Here is a 22,306-nt window from a genome sequence, read left to right on the forward strand (position 1 = left end):
TAATCCGTTTACAAAGACGTCTGTTTTAGGCATAATAGATTTATCAGATAGGATAGGAGCAGTCGACTATGGGAAACCAAGATTATCGTGAAGCCATCGAAAAAGGGCGCCAGGAAATAACCGTCAACAGCAATTCGGCTCCCTCCAGAAGGGCCTACCGTAAAACGACCAAAGAAAAACCAAAAAAGAATAGAAGCATTTTGCTGCCAACCTTATTTTTCCTTTTTATTTTAATCCCGGTTACCATTCTTATTTATGTCGCAGCTTTTTACGAACCGGACGATACCTTAACAGCAAGTTCCGTCAACAACGAAGTCAGCCTCGAATCTCAGGCTCCTGAAACCCCGGAAATGCCTGTTGCTTCTGATGATGAGGCGTCGGACGAACAGACGCCGGATGCAGACGAAGAAGCGGCAAAACAGCAGGCTGCAGAAAAAGCTGAAGCTGAAAAAGCGGCGGCAGAAAAAGCGGCCGCAGAGAAAGCAGCCGCAGAAAAAGCGGCGGCTGAAAAGGCAGCTGCAGAAAAAGCGCAGGCTCAGAGGCTGCAAGCTGAAAAAGAAGCTGCTGCCAAAGCGCAGGCTCAGCGTGAGCGCGAACAAGCCGAAGCCAAGCGGAAACAGGAACAAGCAGCGGCTGAAAAGAAAAAAGAGCAGGAAGAAAAGCAGACACCATCAAAAACCCATACGGTCCAGCCTGGTGAAACCCTTTACCGCATTGCCGTTAATACGTATGGAGCTGCCGGAGCAAGTGCCGGAGTTGAAAAGATCAAACAGGCGAACGGCTTGAGCTCGAACGAAATCAGCGTCGGCTCGACATTGGTGTTGCCTTAAAAAAGGAATTCTGCCCACTTGTGGCGAAACCTATAAGAGCAGGAAAAGTTTAAGGCAGAGGTGAAAAGCATGTTTGTGAAAAGTGTAATGGTTAAAAGAGAAAAATGTTTTACTGTAAAACCGACCGATACTGTGGAAAAGGGATTCGAATTGCTCGAAAAGCACGGAATTGATGCATTGCCGGTCATCGACGGCACCAAATTCCTGGGCATGTTTACGTGGTACCATACCAGCCAGGCGTTCTTCCGTTCAGGCAAGAGCAAAGAAGAATTTATCAAAGAAACAAAAGTACAGGAAGTAGCCGTCAATCAGGATGTAAGCCTCAAACTTGATGATGTTTTTGAGAAAGCGATTGTGGAACTGAACGATTTTCCGATTATCGCCGTTGTCGACGGAACTGAATTTCTCGGAATCGTCACACGCTATGACGTCATGACGCAATTGGAAAGTGCTTTCGGCATGAGGGAGGAAGGCACGCGCATCACTTTCACTTCGGTGGAATCTGAAGGGCGCATCGGACGATTAGCTGATATAATTGAGAAGTACAAGGAATCAGTGATTTCACTCGTCACGTTTGATGAGACAGATAAACTGGTCCGCCGGATCGTCCTGAAGATCAAGAAAAAGGACAATTTGGAGCGCTTCTTGAAAGAACTGGAGAAATCCGGGTTCCGTGTGATGGATATCGCGGAAGATTGAACATGGACTAACTTATAAAGAGGCATGAGCAGAGCTTCGCTTATGCCTCTTTATTCATTGGAAGGGAAGTATTTATGAAGAAAGTGATCACCGGCGGACTTGCTGCATCGGCAAGCCTGCTTCTTTTTATGTTGCGGAATGCTTTCCAAAACAACCTTAAGCGCGACACGGTCATCCTGAAAGCGGAGAAACCGTTCGAGCCGTTTGACATGCTGTTCATTTCTGATATTCACCGAAGAAAGCTGCCCGCTTCTATAAGCAGCTTTCCTGTGGATGTCATTGTCATCGGAGGCGATTTGGTCGAGGGCGGTGTGCCGCTGGAGCGTGTGGAATGGAATTTGAACGTCCTCAGCCGGCATGCGCCGGTCTATTTCGTCTGGGGAAATAACGACCGGGAAGTTGAGGAAGAGAAATTGCGGCAGCTTTTCAAGAAATATGAAGTCACGGTATTGGAGGATGAATCGGTTCCGCTTTTCGGCCAACCACATTTAAAATTAGTCGGACTCGATCCGTTCGCTTACCGGAAAAACGGCATCGATCTGGCATTTTCAGAAGTCGAAGCGGCCGACACCGTCATTTTTGTTTCCCATACGCCGTTTATTTTTGAACGGGTGAACAGCAAGCACCGGGTGGACTTCCAGCTTGCCGGCCATACCCACGGGGGGCAGATCCGCTTTGGCCCTTACGGCATCTATAATAAGGGGCGGCTCTGTAAAACCGGGGGTGTCATCCAATTGATCAGCAATGGCTACGGCACGACAAAGCTGCCGCTGCGGCTTGGAGCGGAAGCGGAATTCCACCATTTGACGATCGCTCCGGAAAGCCCGTGAGCTTTACGATTGCCACAGCGGTCCGGCATCTTCTATGCTTGACTGAGAGATTCTGACTTGGGAGAGGGTTTTATGGAAAACACAGATGTACTGATAATAGGCGGAGGGCCGTGCGGTCTGGCGGCAGCCATCGATATACAGAAAAAGGGCATGCGGGCAGTAGTCATCGAAAAAGGCAATATCGTCAATGCCATCTACCACTACCCGACGCATCAGACCTTTTTCAGTTCCAGCGAGAAGCTGTCGATCGGCGACATCCCTTTCATCACGGAAGACCGGAAAGCAAAGCGCAACCAGGCGCTCGTCTACTACCGGGAAGTGGTGAAGCGGAGCGGGATCGATGTGCGGCCGTTTGAAAAGGTTTTGAAAGTCACCAAGGGCGACGGTTTTAAAGTGGAAACCTCCAAAAGGACGTATGCCGCAAAATATGTGGTTGCAGCAACAGGCTATTACGACAATCCGAACCGATTGGACGTAGAAGGGGCGGACCTGCCGAAAGTAATGCATTACTTCAAAGAAGGACATCCCTTCTTCGACCAAGACGTGCTGATCATCGGCGGCAAAAACTCGGCGGTCGATGCAGCGCTTGAGCTCCATAAAGCCGGAAGCCGGGTTACAGTTTCCTATCATGGCACCAGCTATTCCAAAAGCATCAAGCCGTGGATCCTTCCGGAATTCGACGGCCTCGTCCGGAAAGGGGAAATCACGATGCTCTTCGATTCCATCGTCGACAAAATCGGCGAAACGGAAGTAGAGATGACCGTGAACGATTTAAAATGCACGATTCCGAACGATTTTGTCTTTGCGATGATCGGCTACCATCCGGACCACCAGTTTCTGGTCGACATGGGCATCACGATCGACCCTGAGAGCGGCCGGCCGCATTTTGATGAAGCGACGATGGAAACGAATGTAGATAACCTCTTTATCGCCGGCGTTATTGCAGCCGGCAACAATGCCAATGAAATCTTCATTGAGAACGGGCGCTTTCACGGCGGGTTGATTGCCGAAGCGATTGCGTCCAAAGAAAATATGGCTGATCGATGAACGTGGCTGCAGCGCTTCCGGACACTTCGGACGCCTGCAGTTTTTTTATGGCAAGAAAAGGCTCCTTCCAAGGGCTTAATCGTGTAAAATAAAATCATAGAAAGGGTGCTAGCTTATGAATAAAAAAGTTTCTTTGATCACGACCGGCGGCACGATTGCCAGCCGGGAAATTGAAAAAGGGCTGCTCCGTTCCGGAGCGATTTCCGGGAAGGAGCTTGCTGCGCTTTGCCAGCTGCCGGAAGAGATCGAAGTGAACGTAATTGACGTCTTCCAGTTGCCCAGCATGCACATCGGCTTTGATGAAATGCTGAAGCTGCGTGAAGCCATCGAGACCGAACTCGCGGATCCGTCGGTGGACGGGGTCGTCGTAACGCACGGCACAGACACGCTTGAAGAAACGGCCTATTTCCTTGATCTGACGATTGAGAACGACCGCACAATCGTCGTGACAGGCTCGCAGCGTTCACCGGACGATGTGGGGACGGATGTCTATTCCAATTTGCGCAATTCCATTTACGTTTCGGTCGACCGGACGCTTGCCGGCGTCGGTACAGTCGTGGTCTTCAATGAACGGATCTACAGCGCCCGTTATGTCAAAAAAGTGCATTCAAGCAACTTGCAGGGCTTTGATTCATTCGGGCACGGCTATTTGGGGATCATCGACAATGACGTCGTGAGCGTCTACCAGAAGCCCATCACCCACGAAGTCCTGGAAGTTGCGGAAGAGTTGCCGCGGGTCGACATTGTCAAATGCCATTCCGGGCAGGACGGATACATAATCGATATGCTGGCTGCCGGCCGGACAAAAGGCATCGTGCTTGAAGCGGCAGGCCGCGGACAAGTTTCGCCGCATATGGTCGAAGCGATCGAGCGTGCGGTTCAAAAAGGGATCGCCGTAGTTTTGGCGACAAGTGCGGAAGAAGGACGCGTTTATCCGAGCTACGGATATCCTGGAAGTGCGCATGATTTGATGCAAAAAGGCGTATTGCTTGGCAGTGACTACGATTCCAAAAAAGCGCGACTCAAATTGGCGGTCCTGCTTTCCCGCCGCAGCGAAGTCGGCGCGGACGCTTTTGTAAAACAGGGATAGGCCGCTGCATGGTGGAAGCAAGAAAGAATCCGTGCCCTTTCGGGAGTTTTTGGAAGTGGGAAATCATGGTATAATGGAAGGAATCTGAGCGAAGGGGCAATCATATGATCATACTACTAACAGTTGCGATTGCTCCGAGTTTGGCATTGTTCAGTTACTTCTATTTGCGCGATGAATTTGCAGAAGAACCTTCCAAATTGCTCTTCCAATGCTTTGTCTACGGAGCTGTCATGACGTTTCCGATTCTCTTTATCCAGTATGTATTTGAAGCGGAGCGGGTTTTCCAATACCTGTTCACCAAAAGCGTGCTTTTTCCAAGCATGCTGGAGGAATTCTTCAAGTGGCTTGTGCTGCTCATCGCCGTTTACCGGCACATCGATTTTGAAGATCCGTACGACGGTATCCTTTATGGCGCCAGTGTTTCGCTGGGATTCGCGACAGTGGAGAATATTCTTTATCTGCTGGAATTCGGCCTCCAGACAGCCTTTATCCGAGCTTTTCTTCCGGTATCCAGCCACGCGCTGTTCGGAGTGGTGATGGGCTATTATCTCGGAAGAGCCAAGTTTTCGGAAGGCAAAAGCAGCCGCAAGTGGCTCGGAGTCGCACTGTTCGGTTCGCTGCTGCTGCATCTGGCATATAATGCGATATTGTACAGCAATTCGGTGTGGTCCTATAGCGTCATCCCTTTCATGCTGTTTCTTTGGTGGTTCGGCCTCCGGAAAGTCAAGCAGGCCCATCAACTATCCCTTTCCCATTACCACGACAACAGTTCGCTGCTCCCATGAGCACCGGACTGTTTTTTTATGTGCCGAAAAACCCCTTGCCCCGCATGGCTTTTTTTATGCGGCCGCCCAGAGCGGACGTAGGCATCGCCGCTTTCCTTATGGTAAAATGAGTTCAATACACTTTATGAGGTGAGACTTTTTGACGAATCCAATCCAAATAGCCATCGACGGTCCGGCAGCAGCCGGAAAAAGTACGATTGCAAAAATAGTGGCAGAACAATTAGGGTATACATATATTGACACCGGTGCGATGTATCGGGCGATCACATTGAAAGCGCTGAATGAGGGCATCAACATGGCCAGCAACGAAGAAGCGGGGGAACTGCTGCTGCGGACAGAAATCGATCTGCAGCCGACGGAGGCCGGGCAGCTTGTTTTCTTGGACAACGAAGACGTGACGGAAGCAATCCGGACCCAGCACGTCACGAAAGCCGTTTCGGAAATGGCCGCCCATTCGCTCGTACGCGAGCGCATGGTGGAGCTCCAGCGCCAGCTCGCTGAAGGCCGGGGCGTCGTCATGGACGGCCGGGACATCGGCACCCATGTCCTGCCGGAAGCTGCACTGAAAGTGTACATGTCCGCAACGGTCGAAGAACGGGCACGCCGCCGCTATGATGACAATAAAAACCGCGGAATCGACACGCCGCTTGCGGAATTGCAGGCGGAAATCGCCACGCGCGACAAAATGGACAGTGAACGGGAATCTTCCCCGCTGCGCCAGTCGGATGATGCCATCTTCCTTGACACCACCAATTTGTCGATTCAGGAAGCGGCGGACAAAATCATGCAATTGGCAAAAGAAAGGTTGAAGTGACGTGAATCTTTATGCATTTGGCAAAGCACTGGTAAAAGGGGCCCTTAGCCCGCTCTACCGTTTCGAAGTGATCGGGGCTGAGAATTTCCCGAAAGAAGGCGGCATTCTACTATGCGCCAACCATATCCACGCACTCGACCCGCCGGTTGTCGGGATGACAGCGCCGCGCACAGTCCATTTCATGGCCAAAGAGGAGCTCTTCAAGCTTCCGGTGCTGGGGCCCATTTTGCCGCAGGTGAATGCCTTTCCAGTCAAGCGGGGCATGAGCGACCGCGAAGCGCTGCGGATGGCGTTGAAAATCCTCAAAGGCGGCGATGTCGTCGGCTTGTTCCCGGAAGGGACGCGTTCGACCGACGGAGTTTTGAAAAAAGGCTTGAGCGGCGCAGGATTTTTCGCGCTCCGGGGCAATGCCGACGTGGTTCCATGCGCTATCATTGGCCCGTATAAAATGTTCCGGAAAGTAAAAGTGGTTTACGGGGAGCCGCTTCGGATGGAGCCTTTCCGTGAGCGGAAAGCTTCAGCCGATGAAGTGACAGAACAAATCATGGCATCCATCCAGGCGCTTTTGGATCAATATAGTAAAAAATGAGGGTTAATTTTTGTTTTTATTAGAGAATTCGAATAAAATAGAAAGTGGATAGTTTGTGAAGGAGGGCTACTGATGTCTGAGGAAATGAACATGATGGAAAACCGGGACTTCCAAGTGGGAGACCGGGTAAAAGGTACAGTTCTTAAGATCGAAGAAAAAGCAGTGACCGTTACAATTGATGGTGCGCCTTTTGATGGGGTTATTCCGATCAGTGAATTGTCGAGCCTCCACATCGAAAAAGCATCGGATTCGGTTCAGGAAGGCGACACCCTGGACTTGGTCATTACAAAAGTCGAAGAAGAGAACTTCGTGTTGTCCAAACGCAAAGTGGATGCCGAACAGGCATGGGATGATTTGGAGAAGAAGTTCGAGTCAGGCGAAATCATCGAAGCGGAAGTGAAGGACGTCGTTAAAGGCGGCCTTGTAATTGACCTGGGGGTCAGAGGGTTTGTCCCGGCTTCATTGGTGGAAGATTATTTCGTTGAATCATTTGAAGATTATAAAGGCAAGACGATGACATTCAAAATTGTTGAAATGGAGAAGGAGAACAACCGCCTGATCCTTTCCCACCGTGCTGTCGTCGAATTGGAAAAAGAGTCGCAGAAGGAAGAAGTGATGGATTCCATCCATCCGGGCGATGTCCTGAAAGGCAAAGTCCAGCGGATTGCGTCGTTCGGCGCATTTGTCGATATCGGCGGCGTGGACGGGCTTGTCCACATTTCCCAACTGTCTCATGAACATGTGGAGAAGGTGTCGGACGTGGTCAAAGAAGGCCAGGACGTCACGGTTAAAGTCCTGTCAGTGGACCGGGATTCCGAGCGGATCTCGCTGTCGATCAAAGATACATTGCCTGGGCCATGGGATGCAATCGAAGAAAAAGCGCCAAAAGGCTCCGTCCATACCGGGAAGGTCAAGCGCCTTGTAAGCTACGGTGCATTTGTAGAAGTGCTGCCAGGCGTCGAAGGGCTCGTGCACATTTCCCAAATAGCACACAAGCATATCGCAACACCTCATGAAGTGCTGACAGAAGGCCAGGAAGTACAGGTCAAAGTGCTTGATGTCAATAAGACCGACAAGCGCCTGTCGCTCAGCATCAAGGAACTACAGGAAAAAGAAGCGGAACAGGATTATTCCGATTATGAAATGCCGGAAGAATCTAGCGGATTCTCCATCAGCGACGTGATCGGGGACAAATTAAAAGGGTTCAAATCCGAATAAATGTCCAGAGCTGAACGGAAAATGGACCATATACGTTTTGCGATGTCCACAGGCCAGGGAAGAGGCGCCATGTTTGATGATATCCGTCTCGTCCATCAGGCGCTTCCCGGAATTGGCTTCGCAGACACCAGCATCCGGCCTAAGACAGGTGATTTGAACTTGAAATCACCTGTTTTTATTAATGCCATGACCGGCGGGGGCGGTGCAGGAACGCTCGAATTGAATGCGCTGCTTGCCCGGGCGGCCAAAGAGACCGGCATTGCGATGGCAGTCGGCTCGCAGATGGCGGCGTTGAAAGACCCGAGCGAGCGGGCTTCCTATGAAATTGTACGCAGAGAGAACCCGGACGGTTTTTTGATCGGGAATCTGGGCAGTGAAGCCACTGCCGTTCAGGCACAGGAGGCTGTAGAGATGATCGGCGCAGATGCGCTACAGATCCACTTGAATGTCATCCAGGAGCTGACTATGCCGGAAGGCGACCGGGACTTCAAAGGGGCGCTGGAGCGGATTGCCGATATCGCCGATTGTCTGGATGTGCCTGTCATTGTGAAGGAAACGGGTTTCGGCATTTCGCGTGAGGCCGCCCTTCAATTAGCAGGGACCGGCATTGCGGCAGTGGATGTCGGAGGATACGGCGGCACGAATTTCGCGGCGATCGAAAACGAGCGCCGGGCACGCAAGCTGGCTTTCTTTCATGAATGGGGTGTGCCGACCGCGGCAGCGATTGTTGAAGCGCGGAGCGTCTTTCCTGGGACTGTGCTTGCTTCCGGCGGCATCCAGAGTGCACAGGATATCATTAAATCCTTTGTACTGGGCGCAGATGCCGCAGGGCTGGCCGGCTCTTTCCTGAAAGCGGCGGTCGACGAAGGAGAAGGCCGGCTGATCGAAGAGATCCGTTGGCTGGAAGAGGACCTGCGGATGATGATGACAGCGCTCGGCGAAAAAGAGCTTGCCGGGCTGCGGAATTGTCCGGCAGTCATCTCGGGGGAGCTGCACCATTACCTTGAAATGCGAGGGTACCACCCACAGGCATTTGCTAACCGCACGAAAAACTGAAAATTACACCTTTTGGGGTGATGGACATTTACAAGATGCCATCACCTTTTTCGTGTATAATGGGAATATCAGAAGTGGAAGGATGAATTTATTATGTCAAAACCGGTAGTAGCAATTGTTGGCCGGCCGAATGTAGGGAAGTCCACGATTTTCAATCGCGTGGTCGGGGAACGGGTATCCATCGTGGAAGATATTCCAGGTGTTACGCGTGACCGTATCTACAGTTCAGCAGATTGGCTGACGCATGAATTTAACATTATTGATACAGGGGGCATCGATTTAAGCGATGAGCCTTTCCTGGAACAGATCCGCCAGCAAGCCGAAATCGCGATGGACGAAGCGGACGTCATCATCTTCCTGGTCAACGGCCGGGACGGCGTAACTTCGCAGGATGAGCAAGTCGCGAAAATTCTTTACCGCACCAAAAAGCCTGTTATTCTGGCAGTCAATAAAATCGACAACCCGGATATGCGCCACATGGTCTATGATTTCTATACGCTCGGTATCGGCGAACCATTCCCGATTTCCGGCTCACACGGTCTTGGGCTTGGCGACCTTCTTGATGAAGTGGCGAAGAATTTCCCGAAAGACGAAGAAGAGGAATATCCGGACGACGTCATCAAGTTTTCATTGATCGGCCGGCCGAATGTCGGCAAATCTTCGCTTGTCAATTCATTCTTGGGCGAAGAGCGGGTCATTGTCAGCGATATCGCCGGAACTACCCGCGACGCCATCGATACGCAATACGATTATGAGGGCCAGCCATACGTCATCATCGATACAGCGGGAATGCGCAAAAAAGGGAAAGTCTACGAGACGACTGAAAAATACAGTGTCTTGCGCGCCCTTCGCGCCATCGAACGCTCCGACGTTGTTCTGGTGGTCCTGAATGCAGAAGAAGGCATCCAGGAGCAGGACAAGAAAATTGCCGGGTATGCACACGAAGCTGGAAAAGCCGTGATCATCGTGGTCAACAAATGGGACGCAATCGAAAAAGACGAAAAAACGATGAATGTCTTTACGCGGAATATCCGTGAACATTTCCTGTTCTTGGACTATGCGCCGATCATCTTCGTTTCTGCCGTCAGCGGCAAGCGCGTCAACGATATTTTTGAAATCGTCAACAAAGTGAACGACAACCATTCACGCCGGATCCAGTCAAGCATCCTCAACGAAGTGATCGAAGATGCCGTGGCGATGAACCCGGCACCGACAGACAAAGGGCGCCGGCTGCGCCTGTATTATGCAACGCAAGTGGCTGTCAAGCCGCCTACGTTTGTGGTGTTCGTCAACGAACCGGAACTTATGCACTTCAGCTATGAGCGGTTCCTGCAAAACCGGATCCGGGAAAGCTTTGATTTTGAAGGCACGCCGATCCGGCTGATTACACGGGCACGTACGTAATTGCTTTAAAGGAGGCCGTTGAAGATGGAAAAAGTTTCGGTTTTTGGAGCCGGGAGCTGGGGCACGGCGTTGAGCTATGTCCTGGCCCAGAATGGCCAGGATCTGCTGTTATGGACCCACCGTTCTGAACAGGCGGATGAAATCAACCACCAACATACAAACAAGCGCTACCTCAAAGAAATCGCATTGCCGGAAGCATTGAAGGCGACGGGCGACCTGCCGCTGGCAGTCCGCCATGCCGACGTGTTCGTTTTGGCCGTCCCTACCAAGGCGATCCGGGAAGTGTGTGCAGATATCCGGGAGAATCTGGACAAAAAAGCCCTTTTTGTCCATGTTTCCAAAGGGATCGAGCCGGATTCCCTGAAGCGGATCAGCGAAATGATCCGCGAAGAGATACCGGAAGAATGGCTGGAGGATGTCGTGGTCTTGTCCGGACCGAGCCACGCGGAAGAAGTGGTCCTCGAGCATCCGACGACCGTCACGGCGGCTTGTGAGGACACGAAAGCGGCGGAACGCGTCCAGGACTTGTTCATGAACCATTACTTCCGCGTCTACACAAATACGGACGTCATCGGTGTCGAGATCGGCGGCGCGCTGAAGAACATCATCGCGCTTGCTGTCGGCATCACGGATGGCCTGGGATACGGCGACAATGCGAAAGCGGCGCTCATGACGCGCGGGTTAGCTGAAATCGCACGGCTCGGGGTGAAAATGGGCGCGACGCCGCTGACCTTCTCCGGACTGTCGGGCGTCGGGGACCTTATCGTCACCTGCACCAGTGTACATTCCCGCAATTGGCGGGCCGGTAAGATGCTTGGCGAAGGAAAGTCGATCGATGAAGTGCTCACAGAAATGGGCATGGTCGTCGAAGGCATCCGGACCACAAAAGCCGCCTACCAATTATCACGGGCATACGGCGTTCCGATGCCGATTACAGACGCCCTTTATGCGGTGCTGTTTGAAAATGTGTCGACAAAAGAAGCGGTCGACCGTTTGATGGGCCGCATGAAGAAGAACGAGATGGAAGATCTGATCAACTTGCTTTAATTGTCACAAAAGAAGAGGCGGAGCCCCGGTGCCGCTTCTTTTTTTGTGCTATACTATGGTCTGAAACTGAACGAAAGGCGGTTCGTCATGAGTGCTTTAGATAAAATGTGGGTGTCTTTTGCAGGAATCGGATTCCTGCTCATTTCCATGGGAATGATTTACCTGAGCCGGTATAAACTGAATAACGGCATCTTAAAATTCTTATTTGCGTTAATTGCCTATATATTGCTGATCCTCGGGTTCTTCATCATGGTGTTCACGGTATTCAGCGGCCCTACAGGCGGCGCATGAGGTGAGGGAAATGAAAAAAACAGCAATGTTATTGATCGTAGCCGCGATTGTCATGCTTTTAGGCGGCTGTATGTACCCCGATAGTGAACGGGCGAAAAATGAAACGCCGTATGAAGACCAGATCATTGCGGTCCAGAATGCGGTCAACCAGTACCGGGGAGCGAGCGGCGGGTTGTTGCCGATCAAAACCCGCGATATGGAAGTTGATCAGTTCATCAAATATCCAGTCGATTTTTCGAAAATCATGCCGGCCTATATGGCTGAAATGCCCACGAACGCTTTCGAAGTGGGCGGCATCTATCAATATGTGTTGATGGACGTCGAAGAAAATCCGACTGTGAAACTGGTGGATCTCCGAATCGCTGAAGCGATCCGCAGCGTGAATGTCCGCAAGAGCGCAAACGGCGGTCGTGCGCCGATTTCGGAAATTCTTGCAGACAACGTTTACAAATTCAATCACGAAGCCATGGGATTTGATGAAGAACCGACTGTGGTAAGCCCGTATACCGGACGCAATCTGCCGATGGTGGTCAATGGGCAAGGAGAGGTTTTCGTGGACTATTCAATGGACCTGTATTCCGCTCTGCAGGAATACGAAGGCACCATCGAGCCTGGCCAGGACATCCGGTTCCTGCTGTATGAGGACAATCCGGTCGTCCCTGCTTACTCGCTTCCGTACACAGTGGATGAGAACAACGAACCTGTCTTCATAACGGAATAATAGCTGATATGACGCGGTTTTCCGCAAAACAGACGATTTTTAAGGATAATAATTGAATATTTGTTTGTTTTATTGGGAAACCGCCCTATTAGTTGTTGCTATGCATTTTTCGTTATGATACTCTTTTTACAGGATTGAACGATTGCATCCCCTTTGAGAGGAGGTGAATAGCATGAACAAGACAGAATTAGTGAACTCTGTTGCTGAAGCAGCTGAACTTTCTCGCAAAGATGCTGCGAAAGCAGTTGACGCTGCATTTGAAGCGATTCAAGAAGCTCTAACTAAAGGTGACAAAGTACAATTGATCGGTTTTGGCAACTTCGAAGTACGCGAACGCGCAGCCCGCAAAGGCCGCAACCCGCAGACAGGTGCTGAGATCGAAATTGCTGCAAGCAAAGTTCCTGCATTTAAGCCAGGTAAAGCACTTAAAGACGCAGTGAAATAATTCTCTTTGCAGTACATAGGATGGCTTTTGTGAGATTCGTTCCCACAAAAGCCATTCTTTTTTTGAGTTTACAATTTTGCCAACAAACCTTACATATGCTACGATTCATGAGAGAAAAGCGCAGGCAGCCGAGCTGGGCTGGCGGCTTTATAAAGAAAGAACTCGCGTGCATGCAAACCACCTTGCTGTGGACCAGCACCCATAACGATGTGTCTTTTACAGGAGGAAAACATAGTGATAAATACAAATTCCCATAAAGTGGATCTGAACAAAATCGAACAGGCGGTGACCATGATCCTCGAAGCGGTCGGTGAAGACCCGTCGCGCGAAGGTTTGCTCGATACACCGAAACGTGTGGCTAAAATGTACGCTGAGATATTCTCGGGGCTGCAGGAAGATCCAAAAGAATACTTCAAAACGGTTTTCCATGAGGGCCATGAAGAATTGGTCCTTGTGAAAGACATCCCGTTCTATTCCACATGCGAGCATCACCTAGTGCCATTTTTTGGCAAGGCCCATATCGCTTACATCCCACGCGACGGCGTCGTGACCGGCTTGAGCAAGCTGGCCCGTGCAGTAGAAACCGTCTCCAAGCGCCCGCAGCTCCAGGAACGCATTACATCGACCATCGCGGATTCCTTGATGGAAACGCTGAATCCACATGGCGTCTACGTCATGGTGGAAGCTGAACATATGTGCATGACAATGCGCGGCATTAAAAAGCCCGGCGCGAAAACCGTTACAGCGGTATCCCGCGGCATCTTCGAAACGGATGATATCAAGCGCGCTGAAATCATGACTTACATCAACATGAATTAAACGTTCACCAAAAAAACAGAAGCAGGTGTAAAAATGGCACAGACAGAATATATTGTGATCCGTGCGCTGGAAGACGGCGTGAATGTCATCGGATTGACACGGGGAAACGACACGAAATTCCACCATACCGAAAAGCTTGATAAAGGCGAAGTGATGATTGCCCAGTTCACTGAACATACTTCTGCCATGAAAATCCGCGGCAAGGCTGAATTGCATACCGCTCACGGAGTAATGGAAAGCGAAGCGAAAAAGTAGGCTTATTGAATGAAGGTGAAGCTTTGCCTGTGGTATAATGTAGGAAGTATGGTATGGCTAAACCATGAATGGAGCAAGCAGTATGAATGAACAACAAATACATTCGAAAATCACTTCTGTGGAGATTGATGTGCTGAGAGCGGTCAAACAGCGGACGCTCGAGAAATTCACAGAAGGCCCATCGGTTCAACGGGAACGCTTGTTTTTTTTGCTATTGCCTTTTTTTGATCAGAACCAGTGGTCTGACGACATCGAAGAATCCGCTAAAACGGTTTCTATCGTCTATGCCGCCTTGCATGCCCACGACCAGGTGAAGCAGGATATCCTGGCGACCAAAAAACAGCAGCTGACCGTATTGGCCGGCGATTTTTACAGCGGCATCTACTACCAGATGCTGGCCAGTGCAAATAATATTGCCATGATCCAGCGTTTAGCGACGGCAATCATCAAAGTCAGCGAGAAAAAAGCAGCCTTCTATGACGGCAACATTTATAAAATCGATGAAATTGAACAATCCATCTATCAGATCGAAACCGAATTGCTGTCCTCTTTCTATCATTTCTACGGCTTTGAGAAGTATATGCCGCTTGCTGGATTGGTCCTTACTTATATCCGCTACGGCACCGAACTGGAATGTTTGCAAAGAGGCGGCCAGAGCTTGGTCATCCGGATGCTGAACCAGACATTGCGCCACCCGCTCCACACCGAGCGTTGGCTGAAGGATAAGCTGGCAAGCCTCTACGAAGATATTTTGTGGACGGCCGACAATTATGCACTCACTTATGAATTGAAGAATTTTATGCTCCATCAAATCACCCCGCACCAGCATAAAGCTGAGCAGCTGACCCGAGAAGGATGACTGACATGCAGAAAACAAAAGAACAGCGAGTCCATGAAGTTTTTGAAAAGATTTCGGATAACTACGACCAGATGAATTCGGTCATCAGTTTCCAGCAGCACAATAAATGGCGGAAAGATACGATGGACAAGATGCAAGTCCCGCGCGGCGCGTCAGCAATTGACGTCTGCTGTGGTACGGCTGACTGGACCATCGCACTGGCAGAAGCTGCCGGCGAGGAAGGCCGCGTTGTCGGGTTGGATTTCAGCCGCAATATGCTGAATGTCGGCGTGGAAAAAACGAAATCGATGCCGCAAGTGGAATTGATCCAGGGCAATGCAATGGCTTTGCCGTTTCCGGACAATTCTTTTGACTTTGCAACAATCGGTTTCGGCCTGCGCAATGTGCCGGACTATGAGCAAGTGTTATCGGAAATGCACCGCGTCTTGAAGCCGGGCGGCATGATTGCCTGCCTGGAAACATCACAGCCTAACAATCTGTTGTTCAAGCCGTTTTTCCGCTTCTATTTCCGGTTTATCATGCCGGTATTCGGAAAACTGTTTGCAAAAAGCTACCAGGAGTACTCGTGGCTACAGGAGTCTGCGAAGAGCTTCCCTGACATGAAAGCGCTGGCTCGCCTATTTGTGAAAGTCGGCTTTGAAAAAGTGAAATACAAACCCTACACTGGCGGTGCGGCGGCACTTCACATGGGGATTAAAAAGTAAACAAGCGGGAGAAGGGTATTTTTGTGGAAAAGATGAAGTTGAAATTGCTCTATTCCGACATTAAACCGGAGTTGGATTTGATTGAACAAGAATTGGAACAGGCAGTGGATTCGGAATCTCCTCTATTAAACGATGCATCTCTTCATTTATTGCAGGCCGGAGGGAAACGGATCCGACCTGTTTTTGTTTTGCTGGCTGGCAAGTTCGGCAATTACAATGTGGATGTGATGAAGCAAGTGGCAGTGCCGCTGGAACTTATCCATATGGCATCGCTCGTGCATGATGACGTGATCGACGATTCCGAAATCAGGCGGGGAAAACCGACCGTCAAGGCGGAATGGAACAATAGCGTAGCGATGTATACCGGGGATTTCATCCTAGCGCGCGCATTGGAGTATATCACCGACATCGATTCACCAAGGCTCCACCATGTGCTGTCGAAGACGATGATTGAAGTCTGCCGTGGCGAGATCATCCAGATTGAGGATAAATACAAGCTGGACCAGAACTTGCGCGATTATTTGCGGCGCATCAAACGGAAGACGGCGCTGCTGATTTCTTCGAGCTGCGAGCTGGGCGCGATGGTTTCGGGCGCCGATGAAAAAACCGTCCGCCATTTGCGGAAGTTCGGCTATTATATCGGCATGTCATTCCAGATCATCGATGACATCCTGGACTTCACTTCTTCGGATGAGGAGCTGGGCAAGCCGGCAGGAAGCGATTTCCTGCAAGGCAATATCACGCTGCCGATTCTTTGTGCCCGCAGCAATCCGGAAATATACCGGCTGCTGCAAACGAACCTCAATAAAGATTTGACGGATGAAGAGCGCCTTCGCATCGTTCAAACGATCCGCAATAGCCCGGCGATCAATGAGGCGAAAGCGATTTCCGAACGGTACCTCAGCAAAGCGCTGAAGGAACTGAATGAGCTGCCGAAAGGGCCGGCGCGGAAGACGATGCGCAATATCGCATTTTTCATTGGAAAGAGAAAGTTTTAAAACGGCAGTTGACAAATAGCCCCAAACTGATAGTATTTTTTAGGGTGGGCAAAAAGCCCGAGCTTTTAATAGAGGAGTGTTTATAATGGAAAAAACTTTCTTGATGGTTAAACCTGACGGCGTTCAACGCAACGTAATCGGCGAAATCGTAGCACGTTTTGAGAAAAAAGGGTATCACTTGGTAGGCGCTAAATTGATGCAGATCCCGACTGAATTGGCTGAAGAGCATTACGGCGAGCACAAAGAACGCCCATTCTTCGGTGAATTGGTTGACTTCATCACTTCAGGCCCTGTATTCGCAATGGTTTGGGAAGGCGAAAACGTTATTTTGACTGCACGTCAAATGATGGGCGCTACAAACCCTAAAGATGCAGCTCCAGGAACAATCCGCGGCGACTTCGCAGTCACTGTCGGCAAAAACATGATCCACGGTTCGGATTCGGCTGAAAGCGCTGAACGCGAAATCGGTCTTTTCTTCAAAGAAGAAGAATTGGTATCTTACGAAAAAACAATCAACAACTGGGTAAACTAATCCCGAACAAAAGGCGGCTGCGGCTGCCTTTTTTTATTTGCCCAATTTTACGCGGCAACATCATTCTTTCCTAGCACAACCTATATTGAAATAATGGTATTTTCAAACAATATTCAAAATCGTGTTTGAATTTCACTGATTTTAAGATAGAATTGTTGAAATGCTATATGTTATAGTGTTATTTAAATACTTTAGCGCGTTGAAGGGAGAAAGTGTCATGCGATATTTAACAGCAGGAGAATCACACGGTCCACAATTGACCGCCATCATTGAGGGGCTTCCGGCCCAATTGCCCTTGACGGCAGAAATGATCAACAAGGAATTGAAGCGCCGCCAGGGCGGCCATGGCCGCGGCAGAAGAATGCAGATTGAAAAGGATACGGTGGAAATTGTCTCCGGCGTCCGGCATGGCAAAACACTGGGCTCCCCGGTGACTTTGGTAGTGAAAAATGACGATTGGAAACATTGGACAAATATTATGGGCATCGAACCCATTGAAGATGAAGACGAAGTGAAGCGCCAATTGACGCGCCCGCGCCCGGGACACGCTGATTTGAACGGCGGCATGAAATATGGCCACCGGGATCTGCGCAATGTCCTGGAACGGTCATCAGCGCGTGAAACGACAGTCCGCGTCGCTGTCGGCGCTGTCGCAAAGCAATTGCTGTCGCAGCTGGGCGTCGAAATCGTCTCGCATGTGACGGAAATCGGCGGCATCAAAGTGAATCCGGCAAGCTATCAAGGCAAGACGGCGGCTGAAATCCGGGAGCTTGTGGAAGCGGATGCCGTTTATTGTGCGGATCCATCCGTCACCGGCCAGATGACCGATTTGATCGACCAGACCAAGAAGAATGGCGATTCGATCGGCGGCACGGTGGAAGTGATCGTTGAAGGGATGCCGGCCGGAATCGGCAGCTATGTCCATTACGACCGGAAACTGGATGCGAAGATGGCTGCCGCCATGATGAGCATCAACGCGTTCAAAGGCGTCGAATTCGGGCTGGGCTTTGAAATGGCAAGACGCCCGGGCAGCGAAGTCCATGACGAAATCCTATGGAATGAAACCGATGGCTATACCCGCCGTACGAATAACCTTGGCGGCTTTGAAGGCGGCATGACAACAGGGATGCCAATCATTGTCCGTGGGGTCATGAAACCGATTCCGACGTTGTACAAGCCGCTCCAAAGCGTTGATATCGATACGAAAGAGCCTTTCCAGGCAAGCATTGAACGTTCCGACAGCTGTGCGGTGCCGGCAGCGTCCATCGTTGCAGAACATGTGGTGGCGTGGGAAGCGGCAAACGCATTGCTGGATCAGTTTGATGCCGACCAGATGCCGCGCCTGAAAGAGAATCTGCAGAACTACTTGAATTACACAAAGGAGTTTTAAACATGAAAGCACTTCGGGTAGAAGCTGGAAAACCGTATAGCGTCCATATCGGACCCGGGGCGGTGGATGTATTTTCTGCCGAATACCAGGAGCTACTGAATGCTGCGGACCGGATCGCAGTCATTGCGGATGAAACGGTGGCATCGCTCCATCTCCGCCGCCTGCTGTCGAGCCTCAAGCCCCACGAAGCCAGTGTCTTCACAGTGCCTGCCGGCGAAGCCGCAAAATCGGCCGAAGTGTTCATGTCGTGCCATAGTTTCCTCCTTGAGCAAGGCTGTTCCCGGAAGAGCCTGCTTCTTGCTTTTGGCGGCGGAGCAACTGGGGATGTCGCCGGTTTTGTCGCGTCGACATTCATGAGGGGGATCCCTTTTATTCAGGTTCCGACAACAATCCTGGCGCATGACAGCGCTGTCGGCGGGAAAACGGCCATCAATCATCCACTCGGAAAAAACATGATCGGCACGTTCTATCAGCCGGAAGCGGTCATTTATGATCTCGACTTTCTGCACACGCTGCCAGCGCATGAAATCCGTTCCGGCATGGCGGAAGTGGCCAAACACGCATTTATCTCTAATGAACAATGGCTGGAAGAAATTTTGGCCATTCGTTCTTTTGCTGAAATGGATGATGAACAACTGATGGGCCATTTGGAGAAGGGGATTGCCGTCAAGGCCGCGATCGTCGAAGAAGATGAATTTGAAGGCGGCGTCCGCAAATACCTCAACTTCGGCCACACGCTTGCCCATGCTATCGAAGCCCATCTCGGCTACGGGAAAATTACCCACGGGGAAGCGGTCGCACTGGGTATGGGTTATGCACTGCTGCTGTCCGGCCATCCGAAATTCGAGGACTTCTTGTCCTGGTGCCAGTCCAACGGCTATCCACTCCATCACTTGGAAGAGATTCCGTTTGAACAGGTTCTCGGCTTCATGAAGAAAGACAAGAAATCTTCTGGCGGCACACTTAACTTTGTGCTGCTTCAGGAGACGGGCGTTCCGAATTTTGACATGGTTGAAGAAGAGCGGGCAAGAATCGTTTATGAGGAATTCCGTTTAAAAATAAGAGAGGTGTTAGTATGATACGTGGAGTAAGAGGGGCCGTTACGGTCAAGGCAGACAAGCCGGAAGAGATTCTTGCAGAAACTCGGCGTTTGGTGCTGGAGATGGCAAAAGAGAACCGGATTGAACCTGAAGATGTTGCATCGGTCATCGTTTCAACAACGACGGACATTTCTTCTGCATTTCCCGCAAAAGCGGTACGGACGATTGACCAATGGACTTACGTGCCGGTCATGTGCACGCATGAGATGGACGTGCCCGGCAGCATGCCGCTGTGCATCCGCATCATGATGCATGTCAATACGGCAATCTCCCAACAGGAAATCAAGCACATCTATTTGAATGAAGCGGTTAAGCTGCGCCCAGACCTTCAAGGCAGCAAAGAGGCGTCCTCGCTATGAAAACGAACGTCTTGATCATCGGGCTCGGATTGATCGGCGGATCCTTGGCCAAAGCCCTGCAGCGCCATCCGCAAGTGATGGTCGCGGGCTATGATGCCGATCCGCTGACAGCGAGAAAAGCATATAAAATGGGCATCACCCACAGCTCTCCACCTTCGCTTGAACAAGCTGCTGCCGATGCAGATGTCATCGTTTTTGCTACACCGGTCGGCGCTACCTTGAAATTGATGGAACAAAGCCGTTTTTGGAACTTGAAGGAAGATGTCATTCTGACTGACACCGGAAGCACCAAAGCGCTGATCATGGATGCTGCCAAAGGGTTGGACCACGCCTTTATCGGCGGACATCCGATGGCCGGCTCCCACAAGAGCGGCGTGGAAGCGGCGAAAGAGATGCTGTTTGAAAATGCCTTCTATATTTTGACGCCTGCAGAAGGAGTGGCGGACAGCCAAGTCGCTTTTTTGAAAGACCTCCTTTCGGTGACAAAAGCGAAAGTCGAAGTGCTGGCTGCGGACGATCATGACCACATGACCGCCATTGTAAGCCATTTCCCGCATCTTATTGCAGCTTCCCTTGTCCACCAATTGGCAAAAGAAGAAGAGCAGCCCTTTGCCCGCCAGTTGGCGGCAGGCGGTTTCCGCGATATCACGCGGATTGCTTCGTCAAATCCCGAAATGTGGCGCGACATCACCACCCAGAACAACGACAAGATTGTGCGGCAATTATCGAATTGGATGGAAGAGATGGAAAAGCTGCGTACACTGCTTATCGCCAATGAACCGGAGCCGATCGAAAAATATTTCCAGGATGCTAAATCGGTCCGCGATGAGTTGCCGATTGCCGGCCACGGTGCCATGTTCAGCGTCTATGATCTCTATGTGGACATTCCGGACGTGCCGGGCATCATTTCAGAAGTGACCGGCTATTTGGCCGAGGAAAGCATTTCCATCGTCAATTTGCGCATTCTGGAGACCCGTGAAGATGTCTTCGGTATTTTGGTGATCAGTTTCCAGACGCCTGAAGACCGCGAGCGGGCAAGGGCTTGCATCCGCAGCAGAACAGCTTATGACACGTATATTTCATGAAAGAGAGGCCCTATGATGACGTTGACATTGACATACTCGAACCCCTCATTAAAAGGCACGATTCAAGTGCCTGGCGACAAATCGATTTCCCACCGGGCAATCATGTTTGGTTCCGTGGCCAAAGGCACGACAACGGTCGAAGGATTCCTTCTCGGCGATGATTGTCTGAGCACAATCAGCTGTTTCCGCAAACTTGGCGTCGAAATCAACCTTGACGGCGACAAAGTGACCATTGTCAGCGGCGGCGAAGCCCAGTGGCAAGAACCTTCAGAAGTGCTGGATACAGGCAACTCGGGGACAACGACCCGTCTCATGCTTGGCCTTCTGGCAGGAACCGGATTCCACTCTGTGATGGCAGGAGATGCTTCCATCGCCAAACGCCCGATGAAACGCATTATCAATCCCCTGCGGTTGATGGGTGCGGACATCCGCGGACGGCAGGACGGCCAGTTTACGCCGCTAGCGGTCCAAGGGACCCGGCTCCAAGCTATCGACTATACGCTCCCTGTCGCAAGTGCACAGGTGAAATCGGCGATTCTCCTTGCCGCATTGAAAGCGGAAGGGACAACGGTCATCAAGGAGCCGGTTCCGACGCGCGACCATACCGAAATCATGCTGGAGCATTTTGGAGCATCAATCAAACGGCATGACGGCACCATTGAACTTCAAGGGGGCCAACAGCTGGCTGCAGCCCATGTCAGCGTACCCGGTGATATTTCTTCGGCAGCGTTCATGATCGGTGCGGCTTTGATCACGAAGGGCAGCGAAGTGAAGCTGGCGAATGTCGGATGCAACCCGACAAGGACCGGCATATTGGATGTCGTCAAAGCGATGGGTGCAGATGTCGGCATCGATTTGCGGGAAGAAACAGGCGAAATGCCGGCGGACCTTGTCATCCGTTCTTCGAGCCTGACAGCCACCGAAATCGGAGGAAGCCTGATTCCCCGCCTGATTGATGAAATTCCTTTGATTGCGCTGGTCGCGACTCAGGCAAAAGGGCAGACGGTCATCAAAGACGCGGAAGAGCTGCGGGTAAAAGAGACGGACCGCATTGCCGCAGTAGTTGCAGAACTATCGAAAATGGGTGCGGATATCACAGCTACGGAAGACGGCATGATCATCAACGGGCCGACGCCGCTAAGAGGCGCCGATATGATGACCTATGGCGATCACCGGCTTGGCATGATGGCTGCTGTAGCGGCTTTGATTGCAGACGGGCCGGTCACCATCGATGATCCCGACTGCATTTCCGTGTCATTTCCGAATTTTGTCGAAGAGATGAATTCGTTGATCTAAGAACTCTCCGAAAGGGGAGTTTTTTATTATGATTCGAACACAC

The 22,306-nt window shown here is 50.9% G+C and carries 26 protein-coding genes; all 26 read left to right on the forward strand.

The genetic code is table 11. The features are described from left to right. The first annotated feature begins 68 nt into the window (after positions 1-68). The 26 genes from ACFSDB_RS06675 (at position 69) to aroA (ending at position 22,263) form a co-directional block, all read left to right on the forward strand. On the forward strand, positions 69-830 hold the full coding sequence (locus ACFSDB_RS06675) for a LysM peptidoglycan-binding domain-containing protein (protein ID WP_204892356.1): 762 nt from the start codon (positions 69-71) through the stop codon (positions 828-830). Between the two features lie 69 nt (positions 831-899). Next, the gene (locus ACFSDB_RS06680; protein WP_204892355.1) at positions 900-1,529 is read left to right on the forward strand and encodes a CBS domain-containing protein; all 630 of its coding nucleotides are present in this window, start codon (positions 900-902) and stop codon (positions 1,527-1,529) included. Between the two features lie 74 nt (positions 1,530-1,603). Beyond that, positions 1,604-2,359 carry a metallophosphoesterase gene (locus tag ACFSDB_RS06685; protein WP_204892354.1) on the forward strand — a complete coding sequence of 252 codons (756 nt, stop codon included), beginning with the start codon at positions 1,604-1,606 and terminating at the stop codon, positions 2,357-2,359. A gap of 72 nt (positions 2,360-2,431) precedes the next feature. Then, positions 2,432-3,406 (forward strand): YpdA family putative bacillithiol disulfide reductase, encoded by a 975-nt coding sequence (locus tag ACFSDB_RS06690; RefSeq protein WP_204892353.1) that lies wholly within the window; start codon positions 2,432-2,434, stop codon positions 3,404-3,406. 115 nt (positions 3,407-3,521) lie between these two features. Continuing rightward, entirely contained in the window at positions 3,522-4,496 is a 975-nt protein-coding gene (locus ACFSDB_RS06695; protein ID WP_204892352.1) for an asparaginase, read from the forward strand. Between the two features lie 104 nt (positions 4,497-4,600). Next, a complete protein-coding gene (gene prsW / locus ACFSDB_RS06700; protein WP_204892351.1) occupies positions 4,601-5,281 on the forward strand; it encodes a glutamic-type intramembrane protease PrsW in 681 nt (226 codons plus the stop codon). A 139-nt stretch (positions 5,282-5,420) separates the two neighbouring features. Beyond that, entirely contained in the window at positions 5,421-6,095 is a 675-nt protein-coding gene (gene cmk, locus ACFSDB_RS06705) for a (d)CMP kinase (protein WP_204892350.1), read from the forward strand. A gap of 1 nt (position 6,096) precedes the next feature. Beyond that, positions 6,097-6,684 carry a lysophospholipid acyltransferase family protein gene (locus tag ACFSDB_RS06710; RefSeq protein WP_204892349.1) on the forward strand — a complete coding sequence of 196 codons (588 nt, stop codon included), beginning with the start codon at positions 6,097-6,099 and terminating at the stop codon, positions 6,682-6,684. Positions 6,685-6,756: 72 nt separating this feature from the next. Continuing rightward, entirely contained in the window at positions 6,757-7,902 is a 1,146-nt protein-coding gene (gene rpsA, locus ACFSDB_RS06715; protein ID WP_204892348.1) for a 30S ribosomal protein S1, read from the forward strand. Then, the gene (gene fni, locus ACFSDB_RS06720; RefSeq protein ID WP_204892347.1) at positions 7,903-8,958 is read left to right on the forward strand and encodes a type 2 isopentenyl-diphosphate Delta-isomerase; all 1,056 of its coding nucleotides are present in this window, start codon (positions 7,903-7,905) and stop codon (positions 8,956-8,958) included. A gap of 93 nt (positions 8,959-9,051) precedes the next feature. Next, entirely contained in the window at positions 9,052-10,362 is a 1,311-nt protein-coding gene (gene der, locus ACFSDB_RS06725) for a ribosome biogenesis GTPase Der (protein ID WP_204892346.1), read from the forward strand. 24 nt (positions 10,363-10,386) lie between these two features. Then, positions 10,387-11,409 carry an NAD(P)H-dependent glycerol-3-phosphate dehydrogenase gene (locus tag ACFSDB_RS06730; RefSeq protein WP_204892345.1) on the forward strand — a complete coding sequence of 341 codons (1,023 nt, stop codon included), beginning with the start codon at positions 10,387-10,389 and terminating at the stop codon, positions 11,407-11,409. A gap of 87 nt (positions 11,410-11,496) precedes the next feature. Then, positions 11,497-11,700, forward strand: coding sequence for a DUF2768 domain-containing protein (locus tag ACFSDB_RS06735; RefSeq protein WP_204892344.1), 204 nt, complete (start codon positions 11,497-11,499; stop codon positions 11,698-11,700). Between the two features lie 10 nt (positions 11,701-11,710). Continuing rightward, positions 11,711-12,421, forward strand: a complete 711-nt coding sequence (locus tag ACFSDB_RS06740) for a hypothetical protein (protein ID WP_204892343.1) — start codon at positions 11,711-11,713, stop codon at positions 12,419-12,421. 172 nt (positions 12,422-12,593) lie between these two features. Beyond that, entirely contained in the window at positions 12,594-12,866 is a 273-nt protein-coding gene (locus ACFSDB_RS06745) for an HU family DNA-binding protein (RefSeq protein ID WP_135500796.1), read from the forward strand. 207 nt (positions 12,867-13,073) lie between these two features. Continuing rightward, a complete protein-coding gene (folE, locus tag ACFSDB_RS06750; RefSeq protein ID WP_204892342.1) occupies positions 13,074-13,685 on the forward strand; it encodes a GTP cyclohydrolase I FolE in 612 nt (203 codons plus the stop codon). Between the two features lie 33 nt (positions 13,686-13,718). Next, positions 13,719-13,940, forward strand: coding sequence for a trp RNA-binding attenuation protein MtrB (gene mtrB, locus ACFSDB_RS06755; RefSeq protein ID WP_204892341.1), 222 nt, complete (start codon positions 13,719-13,721; stop codon positions 13,938-13,940). A gap of 82 nt (positions 13,941-14,022) precedes the next feature. Then, on the forward strand, positions 14,023-14,799 hold the full coding sequence (locus tag ACFSDB_RS06760; RefSeq protein ID WP_204892340.1) for a heptaprenyl diphosphate synthase component 1: 777 nt from the start codon (positions 14,023-14,025) through the stop codon (positions 14,797-14,799). Between the two features lie 5 nt (positions 14,800-14,804). Beyond that, positions 14,805-15,503 (forward strand): demethylmenaquinone methyltransferase, encoded by a 699-nt coding sequence (locus ACFSDB_RS06765; protein ID WP_204892339.1) that lies wholly within the window; start codon positions 14,805-14,807, stop codon positions 15,501-15,503. A 32-nt stretch (positions 15,504-15,535) separates the two neighbouring features. Beyond that, a complete protein-coding gene (gene hepT / locus ACFSDB_RS06770) occupies positions 15,536-16,501 on the forward strand; it encodes a heptaprenyl diphosphate synthase component II (protein ID WP_377339628.1) in 966 nt (321 codons plus the stop codon). 85 nt (positions 16,502-16,586) lie between these two features. Continuing rightward, on the forward strand, positions 16,587-17,033 hold the full coding sequence (gene ndk / locus ACFSDB_RS06775) for a nucleoside-diphosphate kinase (protein ID WP_036801903.1): 447 nt from the start codon (positions 16,587-16,589) through the stop codon (positions 17,031-17,033). Positions 17,034-17,250: 217 nt separating this feature from the next. Next, positions 17,251-18,423: a chorismate synthase gene (gene aroC, locus ACFSDB_RS06780; protein WP_204892337.1), complete on the forward strand. Its 1,173-nt coding sequence runs from the start codon at positions 17,251-17,253 to the stop codon at positions 18,421-18,423. Between the two features lie 2 nt (positions 18,424-18,425). Further along, positions 18,426-19,502: a 3-dehydroquinate synthase gene (aroB, locus tag ACFSDB_RS06785; RefSeq protein WP_204892336.1), complete on the forward strand. Its 1,077-nt coding sequence runs from the start codon at positions 18,426-18,428 to the stop codon at positions 19,500-19,502. Further along, positions 19,499-19,882: a chorismate mutase gene (gene aroH, locus ACFSDB_RS06790; protein WP_204892335.1), complete on the forward strand. Its 384-nt coding sequence runs from the start codon at positions 19,499-19,501 to the stop codon at positions 19,880-19,882. Before aroB ends, aroH begins: the two co-directional genes overlap by 4 nt. Beyond that, complete coding sequence (locus tag ACFSDB_RS06795; protein ID WP_204892334.1) at positions 19,879-20,967, forward strand: prephenate dehydrogenase; 1,089 nt, start codon at positions 19,879-19,881, stop codon at positions 20,965-20,967. The genes aroH and ACFSDB_RS06795 overlap by 4 nt, the downstream gene beginning before the upstream one ends. Positions 20,968-20,982: 15 nt before the next feature. Continuing rightward, positions 20,983-22,263 (forward strand): 3-phosphoshikimate 1-carboxyvinyltransferase, encoded by a 1,281-nt coding sequence (gene aroA, locus ACFSDB_RS06800; RefSeq protein WP_204892333.1) that lies wholly within the window; start codon positions 20,983-20,985, stop codon positions 22,261-22,263. Positions 22,264-22,306 lie beyond the last annotated feature (43 nt).

It is taken from the genome of Planococcus chinensis, from assembly GCF_042681545.1.
Lineage (GTDB): Bacteria > Bacillota > Bacilli > Bacillales_A > Planococcaceae > Planococcus > Planococcus chinensis.

Bases quoted from the DNA above. Each gene is read 5' to 3' on its own strand.
- ACFSDB_RS06675 (WP_204892356.1), top strand. From the start codon at position 69: ATGGGAAACCAAGATTATCGTGAAGCCATCGAAAAAGGGCGCCAGGAA.
- ACFSDB_RS06680 (WP_204892355.1), top strand. From the start codon at position 900: ATGTTTGTGAAAAGTGTAATGGTTAAAAGAGAAAAATGTTTTACTGTA.
- ACFSDB_RS06685 (WP_204892354.1), top strand. From the start codon at position 1,604: ATGAAGAAAGTGATCACCGGCGGACTTGCTGCATCGGCAAGCCTGCTT.
- ACFSDB_RS06690 (WP_204892353.1), top strand. From the start codon at position 2,432: ATGGAAAACACAGATGTACTGATAATAGGCGGAGGGCCGTGCGGTCTG.
- ACFSDB_RS06695 (WP_204892352.1), top strand. From the start codon at position 3,522: ATGAATAAAAAAGTTTCTTTGATCACGACCGGCGGCACGATTGCCAGC.
- prsW (WP_204892351.1), top strand. From the start codon at position 4,601: ATGATCATACTACTAACAGTTGCGATTGCTCCGAGTTTGGCATTGTTC.
- rpsA (WP_204892348.1), top strand. From the start codon at position 6,757: ATGTCTGAGGAAATGAACATGATGGAAAACCGGGACTTCCAAGTGGGA.
- fni (WP_204892347.1), top strand. From the start codon at position 7,903: ATGTCCAGAGCTGAACGGAAAATGGACCATATACGTTTTGCGATGTCC.
- der (WP_204892346.1), top strand. From the start codon at position 9,052: ATGTCAAAACCGGTAGTAGCAATTGTTGGCCGGCCGAATGTAGGGAAG.
- ACFSDB_RS06730 (WP_204892345.1), top strand. From the start codon at position 10,387: ATGGAAAAAGTTTCGGTTTTTGGAGCCGGGAGCTGGGGCACGGCGTTG.
- ACFSDB_RS06735 (WP_204892344.1), top strand. From the start codon at position 11,497: ATGAGTGCTTTAGATAAAATGTGGGTGTCTTTTGCAGGAATCGGATTC.
- ACFSDB_RS06740 (WP_204892343.1), top strand. From the start codon at position 11,711: ATGAAAAAAACAGCAATGTTATTGATCGTAGCCGCGATTGTCATGCTT.
- ACFSDB_RS06745 (WP_135500796.1), top strand. From the start codon at position 12,594: ATGAACAAGACAGAATTAGTGAACTCTGTTGCTGAAGCAGCTGAACTT.
- folE (WP_204892342.1), top strand. From the start codon at position 13,074: ATGTGTCTTTTACAGGAGGAAAACATAGTGATAAATACAAATTCCCAT.
- mtrB (WP_204892341.1), top strand. From the start codon at position 13,719: ATGGCACAGACAGAATATATTGTGATCCGTGCGCTGGAAGACGGCGTG.
- ACFSDB_RS06760 (WP_204892340.1), top strand. From the start codon at position 14,023: ATGAATGAACAACAAATACATTCGAAAATCACTTCTGTGGAGATTGAT.
- ACFSDB_RS06765 (WP_204892339.1), top strand. From the start codon at position 14,805: ATGCAGAAAACAAAAGAACAGCGAGTCCATGAAGTTTTTGAAAAGATT.
- hepT (WP_377339628.1), top strand. From the start codon at position 15,536: ATGAAGTTGAAATTGCTCTATTCCGACATTAAACCGGAGTTGGATTTG.
- ndk (WP_036801903.1), top strand. From the start codon at position 16,587: ATGGAAAAAACTTTCTTGATGGTTAAACCTGACGGCGTTCAACGCAAC.
- aroC (WP_204892337.1), top strand. From the start codon at position 17,251: ATGCGATATTTAACAGCAGGAGAATCACACGGTCCACAATTGACCGCC.
- aroB (WP_204892336.1), top strand. From the start codon at position 18,426: ATGAAAGCACTTCGGGTAGAAGCTGGAAAACCGTATAGCGTCCATATC.
- aroH (WP_204892335.1), top strand. From the start codon at position 19,499: ATGATACGTGGAGTAAGAGGGGCCGTTACGGTCAAGGCAGACAAGCCG.
- ACFSDB_RS06795 (WP_204892334.1), top strand. From the start codon at position 19,879: ATGAAAACGAACGTCTTGATCATCGGGCTCGGATTGATCGGCGGATCC.
- aroA (WP_204892333.1), top strand. From the start codon at position 20,983: ATGACGTTGACATTGACATACTCGAACCCCTCATTAAAAGGCACGATT.